Source organism: Paenibacillus radicibacter (genome assembly GCF_024721995.1).
In the GTDB taxonomy this organism is placed as follows: Bacteria; Bacillota; Bacilli; order Paenibacillales; family NBRC-103111; genus Paenibacillus_AM; species Paenibacillus_AM radicibacter.
On the sequence record NZ_JANQBC010000003.1, the window covers coordinates 20,635 to 44,003 of the forward strand.

17 protein-coding genes, 1 riboswitch and 2 other annotated features are annotated in these 23,369 nt (G+C 43.7%); of the genes, 5 read left to right on the forward strand and 12 right to left on the reverse strand.

What is annotated here, in order from left to right:
• Positions 1-286 precede the first annotated feature (286 nt).
• Positions 287-2,284, forward strand: a complete 1,998-nt coding sequence (locus NV379_RS07860) for a transglycosylase domain-containing protein (RefSeq protein ID WP_258207170.1) — start codon at positions 287-289, stop codon at positions 2,282-2,284.
• A gap of 534 nt (positions 2,285-2,818) precedes the next feature.
• Here NV379_RS07860 and NV379_RS07865 read toward each other — a convergent pair.
• Together NV379_RS07865 and argS are read right to left on the reverse strand one after the other, a co-directional pair.
• Positions 2,819-3,316, reverse strand: coding sequence for a YwhD family protein (locus tag NV379_RS07865; RefSeq protein WP_258206757.1), 498 nt, complete (start codon positions 3,314-3,316; stop codon positions 2,819-2,821).
• Between the two features lie 80 nt (positions 3,317-3,396).
• Positions 3,397-5,076 carry an arginine--tRNA ligase gene (gene argS / locus NV379_RS07870; RefSeq protein WP_258206758.1) on the reverse strand — a complete coding sequence of 560 codons (1,680 nt, stop codon included), beginning with the start codon at positions 5,074-5,076 and terminating at the stop codon, positions 3,397-3,399.
• Between the two features lie 216 nt (positions 5,077-5,292).
• Positions 5,293-5,523: a binding site (T-box leader), on the reverse strand.
• A 138-nt stretch (positions 5,524-5,661) separates the two neighbouring features.
• Here argS and NV379_RS07875 point away from each other — a divergent pair.
• Positions 5,662-7,650, forward strand: coding sequence for a M1 family metallopeptidase (locus NV379_RS07875; protein ID WP_258206759.1), 1,989 nt, complete (start codon positions 5,662-5,664; stop codon positions 7,648-7,650).
• Positions 7,651-7,722: 72 nt separating this feature from the next.
• Entirely contained in the window at positions 7,723-8,544 is an 822-nt protein-coding gene (locus NV379_RS07880) for a hypothetical protein (protein ID WP_258206760.1), read from the forward strand.
• A 234-nt stretch (positions 8,545-8,778) separates the two neighbouring features.
• Here NV379_RS07880 and NV379_RS07885 read toward each other — a convergent pair whose 3' ends face one another.
• The 5 genes from NV379_RS07885 to NV379_RS07905 all read right to left on the reverse strand — a co-directional run bounded on the left by NV379_RS07885 (position 8,779) and on the right by NV379_RS07905 (position 15,469).
• Positions 8,779-10,380, reverse strand: coding sequence for a helix-turn-helix domain-containing protein (locus NV379_RS07885; protein WP_258206761.1), 1,602 nt, complete (start codon positions 10,378-10,380; stop codon positions 8,779-8,781).
• Positions 10,374-12,170 (reverse strand): sensor histidine kinase, encoded by a 1,797-nt coding sequence (locus NV379_RS07890; protein ID WP_258206762.1) that lies wholly within the window; start codon positions 12,168-12,170, stop codon positions 10,374-10,376. Before NV379_RS07890 ends, NV379_RS07885 begins: the two co-directional genes overlap by 7 nt.
• A gap of 88 nt (positions 12,171-12,258) precedes the next feature.
• Positions 12,259-13,599, reverse strand: coding sequence for an ABC transporter substrate-binding protein (locus NV379_RS07895; protein ID WP_258206763.1), 1,341 nt, complete (start codon positions 13,597-13,599; stop codon positions 12,259-12,261).
• Between the two features lie 111 nt (positions 13,600-13,710).
• Positions 13,711-14,535, reverse strand: coding sequence for a carbohydrate ABC transporter permease (locus NV379_RS07900; protein ID WP_258206764.1), 825 nt, complete (start codon positions 14,533-14,535; stop codon positions 13,711-13,713).
• A 25-nt stretch (positions 14,536-14,560) separates the two neighbouring features.
• Positions 14,561-15,469 carry a carbohydrate ABC transporter permease gene (locus NV379_RS07905; protein ID WP_258206765.1) on the reverse strand — a complete coding sequence of 303 codons (909 nt, stop codon included), beginning with the start codon at positions 15,467-15,469 and terminating at the stop codon, positions 14,561-14,563.
• 205 nt (positions 15,470-15,674) lie between these two features.
• A riboswitch (cyclic di-AMP (ydaO/yuaA leader) is annotated at positions 15,675-15,814 on the forward strand.
• A 5-nt stretch (positions 15,815-15,819) separates the two neighbouring features.
• On the opposite strand from NV379_RS07905, the gene NV379_RS07910 reads away from it, so the two are divergent.
• A complete protein-coding gene (locus NV379_RS07910; protein WP_258206766.1) occupies positions 15,820-16,290 on the forward strand; it encodes a C40 family peptidase in 471 nt (156 codons plus the stop codon).
• Positions 16,291-16,614: 324 nt separating this feature from the next.
• Here NV379_RS07910 and NV379_RS07915 read toward each other — a convergent pair whose 3' ends face one another.
• Entirely contained in the window at positions 16,615-17,565 is a 951-nt protein-coding gene (locus NV379_RS07915; protein ID WP_258207171.1) for an MBL fold metallo-hydrolase, read from the reverse strand.
• Between the two features lie 169 nt (positions 17,566-17,734).
• Between NV379_RS07915 and NV379_RS07920 the strand changes: the two genes are divergently transcribed.
• Positions 17,735-18,046, forward strand: coding sequence for a DUF2628 domain-containing protein (locus NV379_RS07920; protein WP_258206767.1), 312 nt, complete (start codon positions 17,735-17,737; stop codon positions 18,044-18,046).
• 80 nt (positions 18,047-18,126) lie between these two features.
• On the opposite strand, the gene NV379_RS07925 is transcribed toward NV379_RS07920, so the two are convergent.
• From NV379_RS07925 to NV379_RS07940, 4 genes are all read right to left on the reverse strand, one after another.
• Complete coding sequence (locus NV379_RS07925; RefSeq protein WP_258206768.1) at positions 18,127-18,675, reverse strand: GNAT family N-acetyltransferase; 549 nt, start codon at positions 18,673-18,675, stop codon at positions 18,127-18,129.
• A 116-nt stretch (positions 18,676-18,791) separates the two neighbouring features.
• Positions 18,792-19,784, reverse strand: coding sequence for a tryptophan--tRNA ligase (gene trpS / locus NV379_RS07930; protein WP_258206769.1), 993 nt, complete (start codon positions 19,782-19,784; stop codon positions 18,792-18,794).
• Between the two features lie 120 nt (positions 19,785-19,904).
• Positions 19,905-20,205, reverse strand: a binding site (T-box leader).
• A 108-nt stretch (positions 20,206-20,313) separates the two neighbouring features.
• Positions 20,314-22,236 carry a dihydroorotate dehydrogenase gene (locus NV379_RS07935; protein ID WP_258206770.1) on the reverse strand — a complete coding sequence of 641 codons (1,923 nt, stop codon included), beginning with the start codon at positions 22,234-22,236 and terminating at the stop codon, positions 20,314-20,316.
• Positions 22,237-22,256: 20 nt separating this feature from the next.
• A complete protein-coding gene (locus NV379_RS07940; protein WP_258206771.1) occupies positions 22,257-23,255 on the reverse strand; it encodes a phosphotransferase enzyme family protein in 999 nt (332 codons plus the stop codon).
• Positions 23,256-23,369: the final 114 nt, after the last annotated feature.

Here is a 23,369-nt window from a genome sequence, read left to right on the forward strand (position 1 = left end):
TCGTGCTTTGACAAACATTTTATAAACACACAAGAAAAAAACAGATCGGAAAGGGGTTCATCGTATGTCTGATTCAACGTCTGATCAAAGCAAACAACAAGAATTGAATAAAGGGTACGCTGAGGCCGATGTCGAGCTTCAACATGAACCTGCTCGGGAAGAAACGATAGCCGAGCCAAATAATAAAGAAGAGGTTGTTGCCACAGACGAGGGTAAGGTGGAAGAGCAACTGCCAGAGGACAAGCCTACTGCCGAAGTAGACACAAAGACCAAATGGAAGCGGCGCATGAAGAAGTTCGGTGGGATTGCGCTGAAGTTGTCGATTGTGTTCGTTATTCTAATGGGCGGCTTGTTAACTTATCTTCGATTCAAGACTTTACCTGTGATTACTGTCGAGCAAACATCTCAAATGTATGATGTGAATGGTGAAGTCATAGACACGATCTATCAAGGAGAGAATCGTCAAGTCATACCACTGAGCCAAATTTCGCCTCATCTGATACAAGCTACTCTTTCAATAGAAGATCAACGGTTCTATGAGCATTCGGGACTCGACTTTCGTAGTATCGCTCGTGCGATGGTCGTGAATCTGGAGCATATGAGTATGGTCCAAGGGGCAGGTACGATTACGCAGCAGCTTGCACGTAATTTGTATCTCACTCATGAACGTACGTGGACACGGAAAATAAAAGAATCGCTCTATGCGCTGCAAATGGAATTGCAGCTGAGTAAAGACGAGATTTTGGAGCAATATCTAAATCAAATCTACTATGGGCATTCCACGTATGGAGCGGAGAAAGCATCCCAATTATTTTTCGGAAAACATGCCAAAGATTTAACACTTGCGGAGAGTGCACTACTCGCCGGCGTTCCTAAAGGGCCACGCTACTATTCGCCATACTATGATGCGGTAAAAGCGAAGGAACGCCAAATAACTGTCCTCAGTACGATGGTACATACGGGATCGATTACACAGGAACAAGCAGATGCAGCTGCCAAAGAGCCACTAAACTATAAACCACTTGAGGGAAAAAAACCTGCCCGGGCACCCTATTTCCGTGATTATGTACGAGCACAGGCGGTAGAGAAGCTGGCTATTTCTGAAGATGTATTAGAGCAAGTCGGGATTCGAATTTATACGACTCTTGATCTAAAGGCTCAGACGGTAGCTGAAGAGACGATTCGTAAGACGCTTAAATCTTCAGGAGAACTGCAAGCCGCACTCGTTGCAATCGATCCACGAACCGGGCAGATAAAAGCGATGGTCGGTGGCAAAGAGTACAAGGACAATCAATTCAACCGAGCAGTGTCAGGAATGAGACAACCTGGATCTTCATTTAAACCGATCTTGTATTTAGCTGCTCTGCAAAATGGATATACGCCACTTACTAAGTTTAAAAGTGAACCAACGGTATTCACGTATGATGAAGGTCGACAAACGTACATGCCGGGCAACTACAATAATGTGTACGAAAATGACATGATCGACATGCGCAAAGCGATTGCAAAGTCGGACAATATCTATGCGGTGCACACGATTATGGGAATTGGACCAGAGAAAGTGATCGATACCGCTCATAAGCTTGGACTTAATTCGCAAATGAAACCTCTACCCTCACTAGCACTTGGCACATTCCCCGTATCGCCGATGGAACTCGCTGGCGCTTTCGCTACAATTGCGAATGGCGGAATGCGAGAAGAAGCAACTGCGATTCTACGTATTGAGGATTCAGCGGGAAATATTCTATATCAAGCACAGCCGAAGGCAGAGAAAGTTGTAGACCCACCGGCAACGTACGTACTCACTCATCTGATGGAAAGTGTATTCGAAGATGGAGGTACAGGATCGCGTGTAGCAGCAACGATTAAGCGACCGATTGCAGGAAAAACGGGTACAACTGATGCCGATTCGTGGATGGTTGGATATACCCCGGAGCTAGCGACGGCGGTATGGGTGGGCTATGACAAAGGCCGCAATATCACTACGGCCGAAGCACACCTGTCGGCGCCAATCTTCGCCGACTTTACCGAGGGCGCGCTCGCAGCCGTGCCGCCGAAGCTGTTCCCAGCACCGGACGGTGTCGTGACGGTGCCGATTGACTCCGTCAGCGGCAAGCTGGCGAATGATGACTGCCGCGGGACTGCGCGGCTGGAGTCTTTCGTCGTCGGAACGGAGCCGACGACGTACTGCTCGGAGCGAGGGGCTACCGGCTCCGATAAGGATAAGGACAAGAGCAAGCCGAATGGCTCTTGGTGGGAGAAGTTCAAGAACTGGCTGAAGTAACTTAGTCAGACAGGCTCTAAGTAGATAAAGGCAGGATCGGGTATGTCCGAGCCTGCCTTTTTTTGTGACTACCTATATATGAAGCAATACTTATTTGAAGGAAATTAGTGTTACCATATTTTTAATAATGAAAAGCTTATATACTCCATTTACAATTATTTAGTCTTATTAACTAGTTATGTAAATAAATAAAATAGGAAGACTATTGTACATATGGAGGTACTTGATGGTTGCATTTTCTATTTATACAGTATTGATCTTTCTCGTTTTTCAAACGTTTAACTGCATGATCAATAAGAAAGAACACTTTTATTTCTACGCTATTGCCACAGCAGCTGGGATCTCATATTTATTAGCATATCAACAGCTACAGTTAAGCTTCTAAACACAAAAAGGCAGGACCGGGCGTCCCCGATTCTGCCTTTTTGTTGTCCTAGTATATGAGGTAACACATACTAGACATTAGTATACTCAGATCATGCATCATCGACAATGGGTGACACATAAAAGACATAATATTTAGGGTATTGACAATTATGCCAAAGCTTCCTTGAGCGTATCGTCAGCCCGCTCCCACCACTCGGCATTATGCGTGATGAGTTGCTGGCGAAGTTGCGCCTTTTCCTTATCGTTTAACTTATCAACAACGACCTTACGTTTCATTGCCGCATCCATCAAGTTTACGTGCTCGGCTAGAATCTTCCAACCTCTGCGCGCCTCCGTATCAATCAACATCGGACAAGCGGTTATACCACCGTAAAATGCGCCTTCTTCATTACGATCTACCGCAACCCAGATGAGCCAGCATGGACGACCATTGGGTACATCCTCTTTGTTCATCGAGAATTTAATGCCCTTCTCTACTTTACTTTTCGCATGCAATGCACCCATATCAAGGTAACACTCATCACCATCCATAATAATAGAAGAAACATTGTTCAAATCGATGGAACCTGCGCCAAATCCTTTGTGATTCACTTTAGAACTCACAATATTGAGCGCGATCTTCTTCTTGCCTGTATTTTCATCCACGAGGGGACACCTTCTTTCTGTCAGTATCACTATGTCCCGATTATACAATGATTCGCGGTTGACTTCCAAGTCATCCGAATCTAAATCCGGCGTGGCGTCTTTAGACCTAATAAATGTAGACATTTCGCCATCGTGCGGCTTGCCGCTTCTACAAGTGTAAGCTTTGCTTGCTTCTCCTCTGCATCATCTACAAGCAAACGCTCTTGATGGTAAAAACGGTTGAACAGCTGTGCGAGTTCGATCGCATAACGAGCAACAATCGAAGGTTCATTCAATTTCGCACTTTGGATTAGTGCGTTCGGATACTCCGTAACGTGCTTGAGTAACTGCCAAGCGGATGCGGCGGTTAGGTGGTCTCCTTTTATAGAAGCAACATGTTCAAAACTACCCTTCTCTAGGATACTTTGCGCCCGCGCGTAGGTGTACTGCATATAAGGTCCTGTTTCACCGTCAAAACTAAGTGCCTCTTCCATGGAGAAGTTGATCTCATTCATCCGATTGTTCTTCAAGTCACCAAACACGATAGCTCCGATCCCGATCGCTTCTGATGCACCCGCTTGATCGTTAAGATTGTTGCTTTTCTCTGCAATAATACTGTGCGCTTGTTGAACTGCCTCATCTAATACGTCGTCCAGCATGACGATCCGTCCTTTACGAGTGGACATCTTCTTGCCTTCAAACTTCATAAGTCCAAATGGAACATGCACGCATTCATCTGCCCAATCATAGCCCATTTTCTTCAGAACGTGAAACACTTGGCGGAAGTGCAGAATCTGATCCCCACCGACCACATACAAGAGCTTTTCCCCTTGCATCGTCTCATGCCGGTAAATCGCTGTTGCCAAATCACGTGTCGCATAGATGGATGCACCGTCCGATTTCACAATAATACATGGCGGCAATCCTTCTTCATCCAATCGTACTACCAATGCGCCATCACTTTCGACGAGCAAACCCTTCTCTTGCAATTCATCAATAACCGCCTGCATCTTATCATTGTAAAAGCTCTCGCCCATCACATAGTCGAACTTCACATCTAAACGTTCATACATCCGGTTAAATTCGTTCAAGCTTTCCTTCACAAATTCCTCCCATAGACGGTACGCTTCCGGGTCCTTCTGCTCCAGCTTGTGGAACCATTCCCGTGCTTGCGTCTCAAGCTCAGGATGTGCTTCCACTTCTTCATGGAATTGGACATACAGCCGTAAATACTCTTGAATTGGACTTTCCTTAATTGCATCGTGACTCGCCCATTTAAAATAAGCAACAAGCAACTTGCCGTACTGCGTACCCCAATCGCCTAGGTGATTCACGTTCACTACGTTGTAACCAACCACCTTATAAATATTGTATAGGGCGTTACCGATCATCGTCGAACGTAAATGCCCAATACCTAGCGGCTTCGCAATGTTGGGACCGGACATGTCAATGATGACACGTTTCCCCTTGCCGACATTTGACCGACCGAACGTTGGCTCAAGAACAGCTGAAAGCCATTGCTCTACTACTGCCTTGCGATCAAAAGTAACATTTAAGTACGGACCTGCTGCGCTGCAAGTCATGCCTTGGGTGGTAATCGTCTTAGCGAGTTCCTCTGCAATCACCGTAGGACTCTTCTTCATCTGCTTCGCCAATTGAAAACAAGGAAGCGCCACATCGCCCATCTCTAGATTCGGCGGTACTTCAAGCAATCCCTTAATCTCATCCACGGAAAGTGGAATGTGCGCAGCAAGTGCTTGTGCGGTTTGTGAAAATATCATGGATAACTCCTCCTACTGCATCAAATTTTGTGGTTTAGAAAATGGAACGAAGATAAAGAGAAGTAACTGGAAGAGTGTAAACGTTCGCCTTTGAAATCGTAAAAAACTATTAAATAAATTCAAAGTTTACGATTGAGACAGCGACTGGAAGTGCTTTTTTCTCTGCAGTGTTACTACTTTTTGAACACAATAAAAACACAAAAACCCCCGTCTCAATGAAGAGACGGGGATAGCCCGTGGTGCCACTCTTATGACATGGACATGCGCGTAAACGCCATTTTCCAAGCCACTCGTAAACAGATAACGGTGTAAACCGGACAAACCTTACACGATGCTCGGCATGTCATCTCACGGGTCCTCTTCGCCACAAGCGCTCCTACCGGCTCTCACCCTCCCGGCTCGCTGATATCTGCTGCTATGTGCTACTTTCCCGATCATGGATTGTTGGTTGATTGTTAATTGATGTTGATTTCTAAGCATTATACATAAAATCCCACTTATAATCAAACCCAATATTTTTTATAGAAATATTATAGGACTTGCCAACATATACATGCTTTAGATGCTTGTAAGGCGGGTGAAATAATGAAAAATCGAATGTCCAATTGTTGGTTTGGATGGATACTAATCATTCTTGTTGCAAGTACAACTGTATATGTGGCTTCTAAATTGCTGCTCCCTATCAATGAGCCTACTTTATCTCGCATGGAACCTCGGGTCGATTCACTTGCGAACATGCCTACGCCTACTTCTGCACCTAAGACCGAACAAGCCCTTAGCAATCGTATCGTTGAATATCATATGAATGTCGAATTGCTGCCTGATACGAAAGAGCTTCGTGGACAACAAACGATTACGTGGAAAAATCCGGGGATGAAGTCTGTCGATCATTTGTACATGCACTTGTATCCGAATGCGTTTGCTTCTAAAAAAACGACCTTTATGCGTGAATCTGGTGGTAAGCTTCGCAATGATAAAGCAACTGAAGACAGCATAGGTTCCATGAAGTTAAACATGCTTCAAACGCAAAATGGACAGGACTTGACAGGCCGTATGTGGTTCGTTCAACCGGATGACGGAAATACAGATGACCACACTTTACTCAAAATTTCTTTACCACAAGCAGTGAATCCTGGTGAAAGTATCACTCTTAAAACAGATTTTACGGTCAAAATGCCATTTACTTTCGCTCGCATGGGCTATGTCGATAATTTCTACATGGGTGGTCAATGGTTCCCGAAACTTGCTGTCTATGAGACGGAAGGAACACGTGATCGTGCGGAAGAAGGTTGGAACCTCCACCAGTACCATGGCAACTCGGAGTTTTATGCCGACTTTGGCATCTTTGACGTCAAGATCAAAGTACCTTCTAATTTTGTTGTAGCTGGTACAGGCTTCCCACTCAAATCATCACCTGAAGATCCAATCACCAAGACCAAGACGTATAATTTCTACTCCGATGATGTACACGACTTTGCTTGGGCTGCTTCGCCCCGATTTCGTTATTATGAAGAGACTTTGGCAACTAAGAACATTCCTGGATTAAAAATAAAACTGTATCTCGATCCCGCTCATGAAGCGCTTAAAAGCCGCTATTTTGCAGCAGCCAAAAAAGCTCTTACTCGCTATAGCGAATGGTATGGATCATATCCCTATGATACGCTCTCGATCGTCATCCCTCCGGCAGGTGGTAATGGAGCAGGTGGAATGGAATATCCGACACTTGTAACAGGTTGGGGAGCTGAAGATCCATCACCAGGTTTCGAGCTTGAACGTGTCATTGTGCATGAGATTGGACACCAATTCTTCTATGGCATGGTCGCCTCGAATGAATTTGAAGAAGCTTGGCTTGATGAAGGCTTCACTTCCTATGCAGAAGATGCACTGATGCAAAGTGAATACGGGGTTTCTCCGAATCTTCCTGTGGAAGCAAGTTATGTCACATCCCCTGCTGCCCTTAAGCAGAATGCATGGGATTATCAAGGTCATGGTCATTATGCAGATAATGTGTACATTCGAGGGAAACTCGTGCTTCGCGAGATTGAAAGTCGAGTCGGAACTGACACAATGAATTCGATAATGAAGACTTATTTTGAAAGATGGAAATTCAAACACCCTACTACCCATGACTTCCAAAATGTTGTCGAAGAGGTAACGAAGCAATCTTGGGAAACGTTCTTCAATCAGTTTGTCTATGGTTCACTGATGGTCGATTACTCTGTGGACAACATTCAGACGAAGAAAATCAATCAAGATGGTAAAACCCTCTACGACAACTCAGTCCTCATTCGTAAACTTGGCGGAACTGCTGCGGGTGTACCGATTCGCTTCCATTTTGCAGATGGTAAAATGGTTGAACGTGTATGGGACGGCAATGATGCACAAGCGCAATTCAAGCTGCAGCACACTTCACCACTGGATTGGGTGTCCATTGATCCGAAATTCACGATGGTGCTGGAAAATAAACATATTAACAACTACTTGCAGACAAGTGTAGATACCAAATGGAAAACACGTTGGAATCTCGGTGTTACTCAACTGTTAGAAACGCTATTCTCTTGGATCGCTTGGTAATACGCATCTAATAATCGCGCCGTCCCAATGTGGATGGCTTGCGGCTCATCCGAATAACTTGGAGGGAAACCTATGCTACGGTATATGAAGGATGGACTGGTTTCGACGTGGAAGCAGCCTTTTATCGTCATTACCCTGTTCGTGTATCAACTCATCTGGGGAGTCATTCTCTATAAACTAGTGTACTCCATCATCGTCCCAATGCTGCATCGATTCCCCGACACGGATCAGGGAATGACGGCACGAAGTTTATTTTTCGCGGAAGGGCAATTCCAGATATTCAAAACCGATCTGCCGCAAGCCTACTTATGGTCACTTGGTACCCTGCTTGCAGCCCGCATGGTCATTCATCCGATCATCAATGCAGGAGTCTACTACTCCCTTGCGAATAAACAACTGAACTCTGGCTATCGATTCGTGGCTGGAATTAAGGAGCTTACTGGCCCATTCCTGCTTTACTACATCATCCAAGTCGTGTTCACTCTATCTCCACTCTTCTGGTTATATAGCAAGGCGACTTACTTCTATAGTCACGCATCCAGCTACAATGGACTCATTCAAGGCATGCTCCCTTGGATTGGCGGTTATCTGCTGTACTGCTATCTGATTAATCTGGTCTTCATGTATATTCAATTCGGTCGCATCCACAATATAAAAGCATTCTCGTCGATTCTTTCCTGGCTCAAACACAGTCCGAAGGTTATCGGTTTATCGCTTGTTCTTCTCATCATCACCTGCATCATGGCAGCTGCGGCAATGACGACATCGTATATCTGGGCGGGACTTATCGCGCTCATCTTGTACCAAGCGTACCCCATCATCGAGATGTTCCTCAAAGTGTGGTCGATTGCAGCGCAGTATGAGTTGTGGTCTTCTAAAAATATTACCTATTAATATTTATATGGTCATAAAAAAGCCCCGAGCATCTGCTAGGGGCTAAAATCTTTATACTGCATATTCTGGATAGATTGCTTCAAAAGTTTAACGGAAGAGAAATAAAGCACTGGAAGGAGCGGAGCGTTCGACTTTGAAAGAATAAATACACCTTAAAAACCTAATCAATATTTATGATTTCACGGAGACCGGAAGTGCTTTATTTATCTGCAGTGACCCCACTTTTAAAACACTCTAGTCCCACGCAACAAATTCGCTGGGTCTCATCCCCACGTCGCGCTTGAACAGCTTGATGAAATAACTCTTGTTCGAATAACCCAGATAGTCCGAGATTTGATCTACAGTCATATTGGACTGTTGCATAAGTTCCTTCGCCTTCTGCAGCTTCACCTGATTCACATATTCAATGAAGTTATGATTCGTCTCTCGCTTGAATAGACGGCTGAAGTAGCTCGCGTTCAAGTTAAGATGCTGTGCCATCTCCTCTAATGTAATCCGCTCCGTCAGACGAGAGATTACATATTGCTGTGCCTTGATCACTTCCGTACGCTTGGATGAGATGGTTAAGCTGCTTAATTTACCAGAGAGATCACACAAATACTGAGCAAGCCACTGCGCCAGATGCTTCATCGTCTGAATCGCATGAATGATGCGGTGCAGCTTCTCTTCCGATAACGGCGTCTGCTGGAATTGCAGCGTCACTTTCAATTTCATTTGCAAATCAAGTAGCAGCTGCAAGGACCACTCTTTTACTTCGTCTGGATGAAACTTGCTTCGGGTCACCCAATTCTCCCAATCGGCGATTACCTTACGCAGTTGCTCTTCCTTATGAAGCGCAATACACTCATTAATCGCTGTGAAATATGGGGCATACTGTGCATACATATCACCCAGTGCAAACTTCACCCTCTCCCAACACCATACTCGACCTTCCTCCATATAAAAACAATGCTCCGATTCCTTCATCATCGGCACGATGGAGCTGCGAATTTCTTCTGGATTACGAGCTGCTCTTCCGATCAAGCAGGACACGGATATTTTGAGATAATTATGAATGGTGATGAGGCAGCTTTGCATCTGATGCTGGATTTGCTGCAACTGTTTATTCGGATCATCCGTCGTGTGTAAAATGACCAACTCTCTGCTGCTGTACTGGAAAATATGATACGTCTTCTCCTCTTCGAGCATGTCTTGCAGCACATTTTCAATAGCAAATATAATCGTGTGGTCATTCATACGTCGCACACGCATCGCCTCAGATAATCGATCCACCGTTATGACCATTGGGATATAATACTTCGCTTGCAACTTCATCCCATATTGCTCCGCTTTCTGAATCCAATCTTCCTTCTTCCACTGCTGTTGCAGGGTATCCTTGAGCAGCTTCGCTCTAAGCGCAGACTCATTCATGACCCGCATCTCTTGATACTGCTGCATCTCCTTATTGCGGGTCTTCTCACCGCTTAACTGATCACATATTTTCCGTAATATTTGTTGAAGCTGCTCGACATCCAAGCTTTCCTTGAGCATGTAATCACTCGCATTTAACTGCATCGCTTTCTTCGCATAATGAAAATCGTCATGGCACGATAAGATAACGGCTCGGTATTTCGTACCTGTTTCATTAAATTTCTGCAGCATCTCCAGACCATCCATCTTCGGCATGCCAATATCCGTCACAATAATATCAGGAGCATGCCCTCCCGTGTTCTCCCATGCCTCAAGTCCATTGGAATAGCAGCCGATCAGCTGAATATTAAGCTTTTCCCACTTTACTGCTTGTGATAAATATTGTAAGACGGGATAGTCATCATCGACTACAATTGCTGTTAACATGGGACTCCCCCCACTTCATCAGACTTGAGCGGTAATTGCAAAAGAATAGTAGTGCCAATATCAAGTTCACTTTGAATATCCATTGTAAACTGTTCCCCATGAATGAGCTTCAATCGTTTAAACACGTTAATAATACCAATACCTGAAAAGCCCGTCTTATGCGGTGTATTCAAGCTACCTTCTAATGCGAATTTCTTCTTCAACTGATGAAGCACCTCTTCCGACATGCCGACACCACGATCTCGAATCTTAATCTTCACAAAAGAACGCCCTGTCTCGAACAATATTTGTGACTCAATGTCGATCTGCCCATCATATTGATGGAATCCGTGAATAATTGCATTTTCGATAAAAGGTTGAATCATAAATCGAGGAACCAGACATTTGGCACTCTCGCCTATCAAATTAACATTCATCTGCACTTGATTTGCATGTCGAAAATTCATCAAACGCATGTAATGCTGCGATGTCTCCACCTCTTCTTGCAGTGGAATGAACTCATTATCTCGATTAATCGTCATTCGAAGTAGCGAGGAAAGCGAGCTAATTAAATCAGCGTTCTCCTTATCCCCTCGAATTAGGATACTGAGCCGTATCGAATTCAGTAAGTTAAACATAAAGTGGGGATTAATCTGCGCTTGCAGCATTTCCAGCTCCGCTTTACGCTGCTTCACTTGCTCCACCGTAATCTGATCGACCATGGATTCAATCCGGTCTAACATCTCATCAATAGCTCTGCCTAGCCGCCCAACCTCACCATAACCTCGAATACCAGATCGAATATCTAGCTGACCACGATCCACACGTGTAATAAATTTGTTCAACTTCACGATAGGACTCGTAATCGCCGTAATTAATACCGCTAACAAAATACAAAACAACGTAAAGAACAAGATTTGCAGAACAAAGCTCATGAATAATATTTGCTTGTTCTTCTCAACCGCAGATGTTTGTGGAATTAAGCTAAGCAATTTCCACTCTGTATTCGCAAGTGGTTGTTCAACATAGATATAGGAGTTTCCACCATATTCCAAAGTGTGCTGCATCTTGGCATATTTTTTATATGGAAAAGATTGTCCAACCTGATCTGCATTCGGATGGGAGAGGATGGTCTGATTCTCATCTAACAGCATCATCTCTTGCCCTTGAAATGCATTAAGCTCCGAACGAATCGTACTTTCATTGATACTAAAAAGAATCGTCCCTATCGCTTCCCCAACTTCCGTCTTGATGGAACGACCTATAGTCAGCATAGAAGGTGACTTGAGACGTGTTTCATAAGCGCCCATTACATTAGGCTGTAGTCCAATATACTTAGCAGAAAAAGCAGGTAGTGCATCTAACTCTAGAAACCATGACTGTTCTTGAAGTAAGTGAGGGTCATACGTACTGTAGGGGTAGTTCGTATAAATAAATCCATTCTTGCCGATCACCGTAATATATAGATTACTGTTCTGGGCAAATAAATCGTCTAAGTGTCTGATCATCTGTACCGAGCTTAATAAGAAATCATCATTCTTCTCCGCTGACGTTTGATATAAAGGGGACGTCAGATGTTTGCGGACCTCCGTATTCATTAGCAGCATGTTGGATAGTTGCAACATCTGATTCACTTCTCCTGAAATACGAATCTGCATCGCTTTTAATGAATCATCGGCACTTGTAACCGCTCTTTGCAAAATCATATCTTTGGTCGCATAATTCGTAACAAAATAATTCGCAACTAGCGGAATGATAAAACATAGCAACATGGACAACATCAATTTGTTCCGCAAAGACATTCTTCTCATCATAGGAAGCCTCGTCAATTGTAATGAAGCAGAGAAAGTGAACCGATGTTCACCCTCTCTGCTTTGTGTTATCCAAGCGATTAACCCATTACTTCTTTAATATCGCTTCGATCTTCTTATTCATTGAATCCATGGTCTTCGTAATATCTTGTTTATTCAGTAAATAAAGTTCAACTTCGCCGACTACTGCTTTCTCCATTTCACTCGTAAACTTTGTTGGAGCAGGAGCTGTACTTGGCTTCGTATTCTTCATTGTATATTTAAGTGATTCCATATCGATCTTCGATGGATCTTTGGATGTACTAGTAATCTTGTCGATTAACGTATCCATATTTGATTTCGCCCAGCCAGAGAATACACGACCACCAATCTCTAAGCCCTCAGACGAATACCATCTAATAAACTTATAAGCCGCTTCTTTGTTCTTCGACTTTGCCGCTATTCCCATATAGGTCGGTGCTGTTGGCGAGTAGTGTGTAGTTGCACCTGCAAGCTTAGGAATAGGTGCGAATGCTGTCTTAAATGTAGCAGGAATTGCATCCGTTCCACCAGACTCCACCACCATCCAATCGCCGATTGGTACCATGGCTGCTGCGCCATTGAAGAATTGTGTACGATAGTGCAATTTTTGCGAAATAATGTCCTCGTATGGTGCTACCGTCTTATCGGTATACATCATCTGCTTCATCATCTCTAAGTTCGATTTTAACACAGGATCAAGCGCATTGGACGTACCATCTACTTTTAGAAAATGATTATCTGTCTCCTTGCTCATTAGCTGCAATTTATAAAGATCCGGCCAGTTATGCAAATAAGCACCATAGCGCTTCTTCGCTCCTTCACCAGTCGTTAATTTCTTCGCATAATCCGTGAATTGATCCCAAGTCCAATCCTTCGGAACAGGAAGCCCTGCTTTGTCTAGCGCATCTTTATTAAGTAGTACGAACCAGCGCTGCATCGAAGATGGAAGGGCAAAGATCTTGCCATTCACACTCGAATTAACGATATATTCTTTCTCGTATTCATAACCATCCTTCTTCATGTAACTCTCTAGTGGATCAAGTAAACCAATTGTTGCACGCTGTGCATAGGTCATGTAGGATGGCATTTCAATAATGTCGAGTTGGTCATTCGATGCTGCCATCAGGTCAAGCTTCTGCATCGCAGCAACGGAATCCCCTTTTTCATTGAGCAGATCCACTTCGACTTTAATACCCGGGTTTTTCTTCTCAAACTCAGGGATGATCTTACTCCATTGTGCCTTCGCATCCGTCTGCCATGTACTAAGCTTTAAAGTGACTTGTTTAGCAGGGTCTGCCTTGGCAGGTGCAGGTGTATCTTTCACAGCAGCATCTTTACTAGATGATCCACAAGCGGTTACCGTTAATACCAATGATGCACACAACATCGAAGTGATTATTTTTTTCATATAAACCCTCCTCTAATCTGCTCTCTACAGTTCCAATCGTATCATGTCTTTTTTCTAAGCGAAGTTCACTTTTTTGACCTGGAATAGACTATTTTTACTTCTTTCATGTTTTTATCCTTTAACGCCCCCGAGTGAAATCCCTTCAATGACTTGCTTTTGTCCAATTGCAAAAATAATGAGCAGCGGTAAAATCGCCGATACTGTACCTGCCATCATCAGCGAATAGGTGTCTCCATATTGATCGCCGAATAGGCGAATCCCCAGCTGAATCGTAAATAATTGCTTCGATTTTAAGAAAATAAGCGGGTTTAGGTAATCGTTCCACGTCCAAATAAATTTCAGAATCCCGTATGTCGCAAGTGCTGGGCGGATTAGAGGCACTGCAATTTGGAAAAAGATGCGTAAGTGACTCGCCCCGTCTATTTTGGCAGATTCAATGTATTCATTGTTCACACTCATAAAAAACTGACGAAGCATGAACGCGCCGATGATACCGAAACTATTCAGTAAGATGAGTCCAAAATGAGTATCAAACAAATTCAACCAGCGAAACAACAGGAATTGTGGGACTAATGAAGCTTGTGGCGGCACCATATACAAGGCAAGAACGAACAAGAACATGACATCTCTGCCTTTAAAATGAACTTTGGAAAATCCGTACGCCGCCAGCGCACACACCAATACGTTAATGATCGTCGTACTGATCGTGATGTAAATCGAATTCCAATAGTAAAGTGCGAAATTGCCGCTCCATACCGCCTTATAATTGTCGACCGCCTGCCAAGTGCTCGGAATCCATTCAATAGGAAACTTGAAGACATCTATTTCTGGTTTAAAAGAAGTCGATAGCATCCATATAAAAGGAAGCAGGAACACGATACCCAGTAACGTCGTGATTACGGTCCAAATCGTCTTTGAAATCGATAACTGATTCATCTTCTGTTCTCCTTTATCTAATCACCTAGTAGTTAACCCACTTTTTCTGTGCCATCCATTGACCTACCGTAATTAATAAACAGATCAAGAACAAGATCAGCGCCATAGCGGAAGCATATCCCGTCTGTAATTGGTTAAATGCAGTGTCATAGAGTTGGTATACGATCACGGTTGTCGAATTAGCCGGCCCACCTTGCGTGAGAACTTGAATCAAGTCGAACACTTTGAAGGAACCGATAATACCTGTGACCAGCAGGAAAAATGTTGTCGGAGAGATCGAAGGAATCGTAATGTGACGAAACTTCACCCAGTAATTCGCACCATCGATATCTGCTGCTTCATACAAGTCCTTCGGAATCGATTGAAGCGCAGCGATATAAATAATGATGTTGTAACCAAGCAAAATCCACACTTGAATCATCATAAGAGAAGGAAGTGCAAAATCAGGATCAGCCAGCCACTTCGGCGGATTATCAATCCCAATTGCCATCAAGAATTGATTCACAGGACCATGCGAAGGATGGAACAACACCTGCCATACCATTGCAACAGCCACGATACTTGAGAGGTACGGCAAAAAGTAAATGACTTTAAATCCGTCTTTGAAATAAACATGCTTATCAATCAGAATAGCTAGCAACAAGGCCAAGATCATCGTAACGGGAACAGTCACAATGAAGATTAGGTTGTTAATTAAGCTGTCCAAGAACACCTCATCTTGAAACAAACGCACAAAGTTGTCGATCCCTGCAAACTGTATCGCATCAAGCCCGGTAATAAAGTTCCAGTCCGTAAAGCTGAGCAGCATCGAACCTAGAACAGGCAGCAAAGTAAGTATAATCAGCCCAATCATAAGCGGCGCTACGAATAAATAGCCTGCAAGCTGCTCCCTCGCACCCACACTTAGATGTACAAAGCTCCTTCTGTTCTTCATCTCTCATCCTCCCCCTAACGAAATCACGAGTAATTTCTTCTATTGTCCTCATTGTAAAAAAAGACAAGCCTCCCCCATAAGCACCAAAGACGATCAATTTGGAACAGATTTTACTTTTTGAAAAACTAATCGAACAATAATTTTAAATAATCTGTTATTTCGGCAGGAAAAACACAAATGGTGGCGAATTGAATAAAGTCGAAAAAAATCAGAACGGCCGAGTTCTCTTTAATCAAGAGGAACGGGGGAACCATTCTTTGGGTGAATTGATCTCGCATTAGAGTGATCATAGGGAACCTTCAACCGAACCCTTAGCTAACCTCGTAGGCAGAGGAAGGGGCAATACGTAAGTGAAGAAGTTCGTAACTCTAGTATTAAGCCTGGTTTTTGTTTTGAGCTTCTCAGGTGGAACGGCTTTTGCAGCGACATCCCTTGAGAAAGCCGTCGGTGCATTGGAAGGAACACCTTACAAATGGGCTGGAACGACGACAAAAGGTTTTGACTGTTCCGGTTTCACAAGTTATGTGTTCAACCAATTCGACATCAGTTTGTCGCACAGCTCAGGAGCTCAAAGCGACGAGGGTGAGAAGGTAAGTAAAGCTGATCTTCGTCCGGGGGATCTTGTATTCTTCGCGACAGGTGGCGGCCGTACGATCTCTCACGTCGGTATTTATTTAGGTGGCGGCGAGTTTATTCATTCTGCTACGAATGAAGGCGTCGTCAAGAACAACCTTAGCGAAGCTTACTATGCAAAGCGCTACATCACTGCAACTCGTGTGCTTGATGACAGTGCATTCAAGAAGATCGCTGCTGCTGAGTAGTTGCCTGAAGAGGGCAACTGCAAGCTAAATAACAAAACCCCGCTATCCACTTGGTTAAGAGGATGCGGGGTTTTTGTTCGTTTCACTACTAGTAACAGCAACAGGCGCGCATAACTTCACAAGTGGTATCAAACACTAACCTGTAGCTTAAACAATCCTAATAGAGGGAGGATTCTACAATGGCTAAACAACAAGGACATGCAAATAAGAACACCACAACCCGATCTTCAGATAAAAAAGATCATAAATCCAAGAGCAATTAAGCCACATCCATTAAAAGAGAGAATCCCCCGCCATCTCAAGATCGATGACGGGGGATTCTCGTTATGAATGAATACTAAGCAAATGCTTCAAATTATGTGTGTATACCATCCCTGCATCCCAGTTCGTGTATGGTTCAGGTACTTCCACGTTTCCAAGTTGATCCGGTGTTACACCTTGTTCTTTCAGTACATTCGCAGCTTCATCTAAATCACGTAAGTATTGAGCAGCTTTCGCAATCCAATCTTTCCCTCCTGGCTTACCATGACCCGCAATGACATACTCGATGTCCCAGTCCTGTAATTGCTCTAGAATTGCAATCCAATTCGAAACATTTCCATCCATAATTGACATATGATTATGAACTGCCACTAAGTCACCAATGAAAATCACTTTCGCATCCGGAATGTACAGAAATGAATCAGATGCAGTGTGACCACCACCGAGCGTCTGAAACACTGCCCGATGTTTAGAACCTTCTATTTCCCAAGTTGAATCAAATGTTTCGGTCGGCAGTGTTAGCTGAAGTTTTGGAAGGGAGATCTCTAGCTGCTTTAGAGCTGAGATTTGATTCGACATTTGCAGTTTTTGCTGCTTATCCTCTAGTACTTGGATTTGTATTTCTAAAGACTGTATGTAACTACGTAAACCTTCAAGATCAGATTGCTGTCTTTCTATTCTTGCAGGATGTATCTCCTGCATCAATTGTGCGGTCTGTTTAGAGGATACGATCGTTACATCGTGGAACACTTGATTCCCTCGAATATGATCGCCATGCCAGTGACTATTAAGCAGATGCGTAATTGGCTTGCCTGTAAGCTTCATGATCTCATCTCTTAATTCTTGTGCAGCTTGTTGAGTATTGAAAGAATCGAATACAAGAATCGACTCCCCAAGGTCGATAAATCCTACGTTCGCTATAGCACCAGAGCTTTCTTTTACAATCGCAACATAAATTCCCTCTAACACTTGCTCGATGTGAAAATGCTGACATTCTGTAATGACATTTGGCATCACGGGTGGTCGTTCCCTTCATCATATAATTTGGGTCTTCATGACTATAAATACGTCGACAAATTAACCAACGTTTCGTTCTAAATAAATATAGATCGACAATATCTTACATTTATCATATAATTATTACAAAATTGTGAATCATTAAATATTGGAGGTTAGTTGGTTCATGAAAATTAGTTTGCGCAATGCTTCAGGTGGTTTAAAAACCGTGAAAGTAGGATTTAGCTGGACTACATTCTTCTTTGGATTTTTCCCAGCTCTGTTCAGAGGGGACTTGAAATGGGCATTTATTATGTTCATTACATCTGCTCTCTTCGGTTTCTTTACATTCGGAATCGGTGCTTGGATTCCTGGCATTATCTTCTCATTCATTTATAACAAAATGTACACCAAAGAATTACTAGAAAAAGGTTACTATCCTGCAGATGATACAGCACAATCCGCCCTACAAACACAAGGTATTGTAGCTGCGCAATAAACGACATAACTTAGAACAAGAAATGGCCGTAAGGGTCTGCCATAAGCAGCCTTTACGGCCTTATTAATTCTAGGCAACGTCTATTTTTCGTTATCAAAACCAAACACCATTTTAACCCCATCAAATGTATTCCTACACACCTCATCAAAATTACCTTGAGTATAACCCGCTATCGTCCTCCGCCAGAAACGCTGCCCAACCACATTCTTCTCTGCCGAATTCGTAAATAGCTCCCACTGCCCCTTAAACTGGTCAAACACTTGGATTGCTGCTTGCTCGGCAACACCTTGCCCTCGATACGGACTTAGTACGAAGAAGTCATTCATGAAATAATCAACACCCTGTGCACAATGCGGAGGCGTGGCAACAAGCGCAAACCCAGCAGGGTTCTGATCCACACGTATGAGATGCGGATACAAACACCCTGGCTTCGTCCACCAGATGCTCTGTACTTCATATTGATCTGCAAGCGTCTTGTAGGAGTCCTCTTCTTCAAAAATTCCGTGTGCATTCGGAATGTGTCCTTGCACGAGTCCATAGTGACCCGCTAAGTCGTGGAGATATAGGGGATACATATTCTTAATGATATAGGCTTCATCTTGAGTGGTTAATGTAATCTCAACTTTCACAAGCGATCACGTCCTGTATACAATTTGATTGGATCATCTAAATCTAGTGTATACGGGACTTGAACCACCTAAAAGAGTGAGTTTATTTATAACAATTTAAGCCATAACCTTATTATTTATATGTCAAAATAGTTCAACCCCATCGCTTCGCGAACTTCCTGCATCGTATCTTGCGCTATAGCTCGTGCACGCCTAGTACCACGAATTAATATCTCATCGACTAGCTTCGGATTCGTCTCATAAGAAGACCTGCGTTCCCGCATGGGCGCAATAAGCTCTTCTAATGCTATTGTGAGCTGTCCCTTACATGCCGCACATCCCATCGTTCCCTTCGTACATCCATCACGAATTTCGTCAGCACCATCTGCCCGAAACGCCTGATGATACGCATAGATCGGGCACACATCTGGATGACCCGGATCATTCTTGTGTACACGGGCAGGATCTGTGGTTGCCCTGCGGATTTTGAAGGCAATCTCTTCTGTTGAAGAGTTGAGCGCGATGGCGTTGCCGACACTTTTGCTCATTTTGACATGACCATCTGTTCCGACTAGCCTTGGCACCTCACTTAATCGTACTCTTGGCTCTAAGAGTATCGGCTTATACAATTCGTTAAACTTCCGAACAATTTTACGTGTTAGTTCTAAGTGTGGAAGCTGATCATCGCCTGCCGGTACAATTGTCGCTTTGCAGAACGTAATGTCTGCCGCTTGGCTAACTGGATAACCGAGAAAGCCATAGTACATCTCATCTAGACTGCCACTCTTCGACTCTGCCTTCACAGTTGGATTGTGCCTTAGTAAATTCACCGTAACGAACATCGAATACAACACTGTCAGTTCCGCAATTTCCGGGATCATGCTCTGGACGAATATCGTCGATTTCTCAGGATCGATCCCCACTGCCATATAATCGAGCGCTACTTCACGCAGATGAGTTCGAATGAGTTCCGGTTGATCATAATGGGTCGTAAGTGCCTGCACATCGGCCAAGAGTACAAATGTCTCATATTGTTCCTGTAACATGACCCGATTGCGTAAACTTCCGATGTAATGACCAATGTGAAGCTTGCCTGTTGTACGATCGCCTGTTAATATACGTTCTTTCATTATTAAACACACTCCTTAGATAGGTTTCATTCCAAAAGATTTGCATGCACATCCATCGCCACCACCAACCATCTTCCATGGCCATCACCCCCTTTCATAAACAACAAAAAAACTCCATCCAATAAGGACGAAGTTATCGCGGTACCACCTTAATTAATCACCTTAAACCCGTTCATGACGGATCAAGTTGATTATCTCCTACCAGTACGGAAACCTCTTTACCTAATTTAAAAAGAAGACTTCGATACTGTTCCCTTGATAACGGCGGGACACCCGGCATTTCCCTACTCCATCCTTACGATGTCTCAGAAAAGCAACTCCGAAGGCCATTCACCTTACGCTGGACACCGGTTCACAGCAACCACCGGCTCTCTGCAAGTCCATCCACGCACGACTACTTACCCTTCATCTTGGTTATTTGAAATATTTGGATAATATTAACATGCAGTCTTATGGAAAAGCAAGCCTAATTTATAGAGGCTGTATTGCCTGTCAAAGGCTGGGATTGCTCACATCATGTGAACGAATCTCAGCCTTTATGGCTTCGCATTAAATACGGATATAGCAAGATGAGTGCGACAATATAGAGGGCACATCCAAGGTAAGCTGGCGATAGATGAATAAAGTCCGTATAACCAATATCAAAATGAACGCTTAAACCCGCTATAAAGCCCGGCGCACCGCCGAGTAGCAATGTCCACCACTGCCACTTCGCACCCTGCTGAATCCCCCATAAGGACATAATGAGAACCATAACCCCATCTGCTAGTAACGCACCGCCAAAGCCTGCTCGATCATGCGCAATTAAGGGAATAAGTCGAGGGTTAATACGATCAATACTGTCACGGGTCATACCGAGAAAGCTTAAATCTTGCGGAACAAACACTTCGGTAATACCGACAATTGCAATTGTGATTCCCCCAATACATAACCCAACACCAAGGAACACAAAGATAAGCTGCCCCCATAATGCTTTCCGCCACACGGCATTGTTATGCAAATTCACAGGCTTACGATTTAAGCGATCTGGGTTGTTGCGTAGCGATAGCAAGAACATCGGGAGCAGAATTGCCACAGCTCCTGCATGCAGTGGATCGAAGAACCCATAACCCAAATATAGAAGGAAGCTCGGAAATCCAATCGCACCTGATGCGTTCACCGCAGTCTTCGCCCAATGCTGACCCATTTTCACACCATACCTAGCCAGTTGATAATAAATAATGCCTATCGACAGCATCGTACCCGCAAGCGTGATTCTGTCATGCGACATGAAATGAAGCAAATGCCCGTTGATCACATGAAGTTCTTCGCGTGTCATCCCAAGAAACGCCTCATCATAAGGTAACAGCACGGTACTAACCGCAATCCACCATGCAATGAAGCCTCCGATCATCATCCCAATGCCAAGCAGACACATCCAGCCCCAATTTTTCAAAAAAGATTGCTCAGGTGGTGGATATGCACTCTTCAGCTTTTGATAAATAATCGCTTCATTCACACGCTTGGGTAAACCCGGCCCTGCATAGATCAGACCGCTGTGGAGCATCACGTAATCTGCACCTGCATTCACCAGTTCCAAAGCATCTGCGGGTTCATGCACACCTGCACTTGCAAAAAGTAGAGGTTTTCCTTTGGCATGCGAACGAATGAATGGAAGCTTGGATTTACAAGGTAACTTGCCATCTTTGCCCACTGTTACACCATGAATGTTCGCAATACGATCACCAATAACAAACCCACTCCATGCCTCTGGATCTACCCCTTGTAGGATTGGCTCTAGTAACGACTCTGGATAATTCAAGGGAATGTATAAGAGTATGGGCTTCATCTGATTTGCTTTTGCATATTTGGTAAGAAGAGCGATGACTTGTTCATTCTCAGCCGTACTTCGATCTTGAGAGATTGCTTCAATAACTATTGCCGTAATCCCCTTCTCATCTGCCAATATATCCATCATGGTCTGCATTTCGCTAATCGCTTGAACTGTGTCTACTTCTGGCATCGATGCAATACGAATGAGCTGCGGGAGTCGGTGATTCGGCTTTCGAATACGATGAAGTGCCTCGTCTAGACCACAATTTTCAAATTCAGAAGGATATGTAATCGACTCTTCTTGTCTTTTCATCTGGATCGCAGTTGCACTCCGGATCGGATGTAGTGTAACAGGTCCGATCTCCACAAAACCGAATCCGAACTGTGAGATCGCCTGTACAGCTGTACCATCCGGATCAACTGCTCCAGATAAGCCGACAGGTGTAGGAAATGTTGTACCCAGAATATCCGTTTCAAGAATCGGTGCAGGTTCCATATGACCTAAAGTCTTAATGACAAATGTACCTCCAGGAATTTGGCTTACCGTTCGCATCGCCCGAAGCGTCACTCCCCTAGCCACTCTTGCTGGCAATCGAAAGAGCAGTGGACGAAATATGGTCTGATACGACCAATCTGGCATAGGTTCTGCACCTCCCATCTTTAAATATCAATCTTATTAAATAAGAACGGCATGCCATTCAAGTAATGGCTGAGGATTGCTAACGCGTAAGGTTGTTGTTCCTTCATATTCTCTGTTTCTCTAGGATCAGTAGAATGATGACTAAAGCTCTCAATCATCACCATGACCATAAAAGTCTCAAGCTCTGTGAGCCAATTATCCCTTAGCACCTTGACGCTTTGGTAACCCTTAATCACAAACTCCCGATTAACAGGATATAGCCCCAAGATTGTATGCGCTAAGTCATAAAGAAAGTATCCCGATCCGCATCTTCCGAAATCAATCGGGCGAGGCTCTCCATTATAGAATACGATGTTCCCTTGGTGTAGATCACCATGAATGAATCCGTAATTTTCATGATCTTTATGAATGCTCACAAGTCTCGTAAGAACACGAGCAGCCGCTAGTTGATATATTCGTAAATCTGCATCTGATAAAAAACTGTGGTGATACTGTGTCAGACGCTCCATCGCTCGAACAAAGCTCTGCTCGCCCCATATAGGAAGTTTAAAATTAGATGGCATTTCAAATTGTTGTGAGGCTAGATGTAAATGAGCAAGAAGAATCCCTTCTTGATATGCCTGTTCTTCCGAATATCCGCTTTCCTCATGTTTTCCCTCCACCCACTGCATCAGCGAAGCATATACACAAGAACCTTCCTCAAGTTCAACTCTTACGATACTTTCCCCACTCTTATTCAAAATTCCTTTTGGGAGGCGAATATTCATCTTTTCATTCAAAAAATCCAGCCAAACGATCTCCGAAGTGATCTCTTCATGACTCCTTTCGAAGTGAAGACGAAGTAGTAAATCTTCCTCCCCACTTGTTTGAATGACAAATGTACAAGCATCTGATAACTGATTAAACCGAATACACTTCCAATCCAAGTCATAATGCTGCAGGGCAATTAATGCTGCATTCTTTAATCGCTTTATTGTTGTTTCAATACCAGCTTGCGAATCCAGTTTATAAGAACTCATTGTCCAAATGCCTCCCTCTATTCATGTAACGTTATATGGCAACATATTAGCCCGATTATCTGTGACATAGAAAGGGAGACATTTATTAAAAACAAACTCGGTCTTATTCATTAA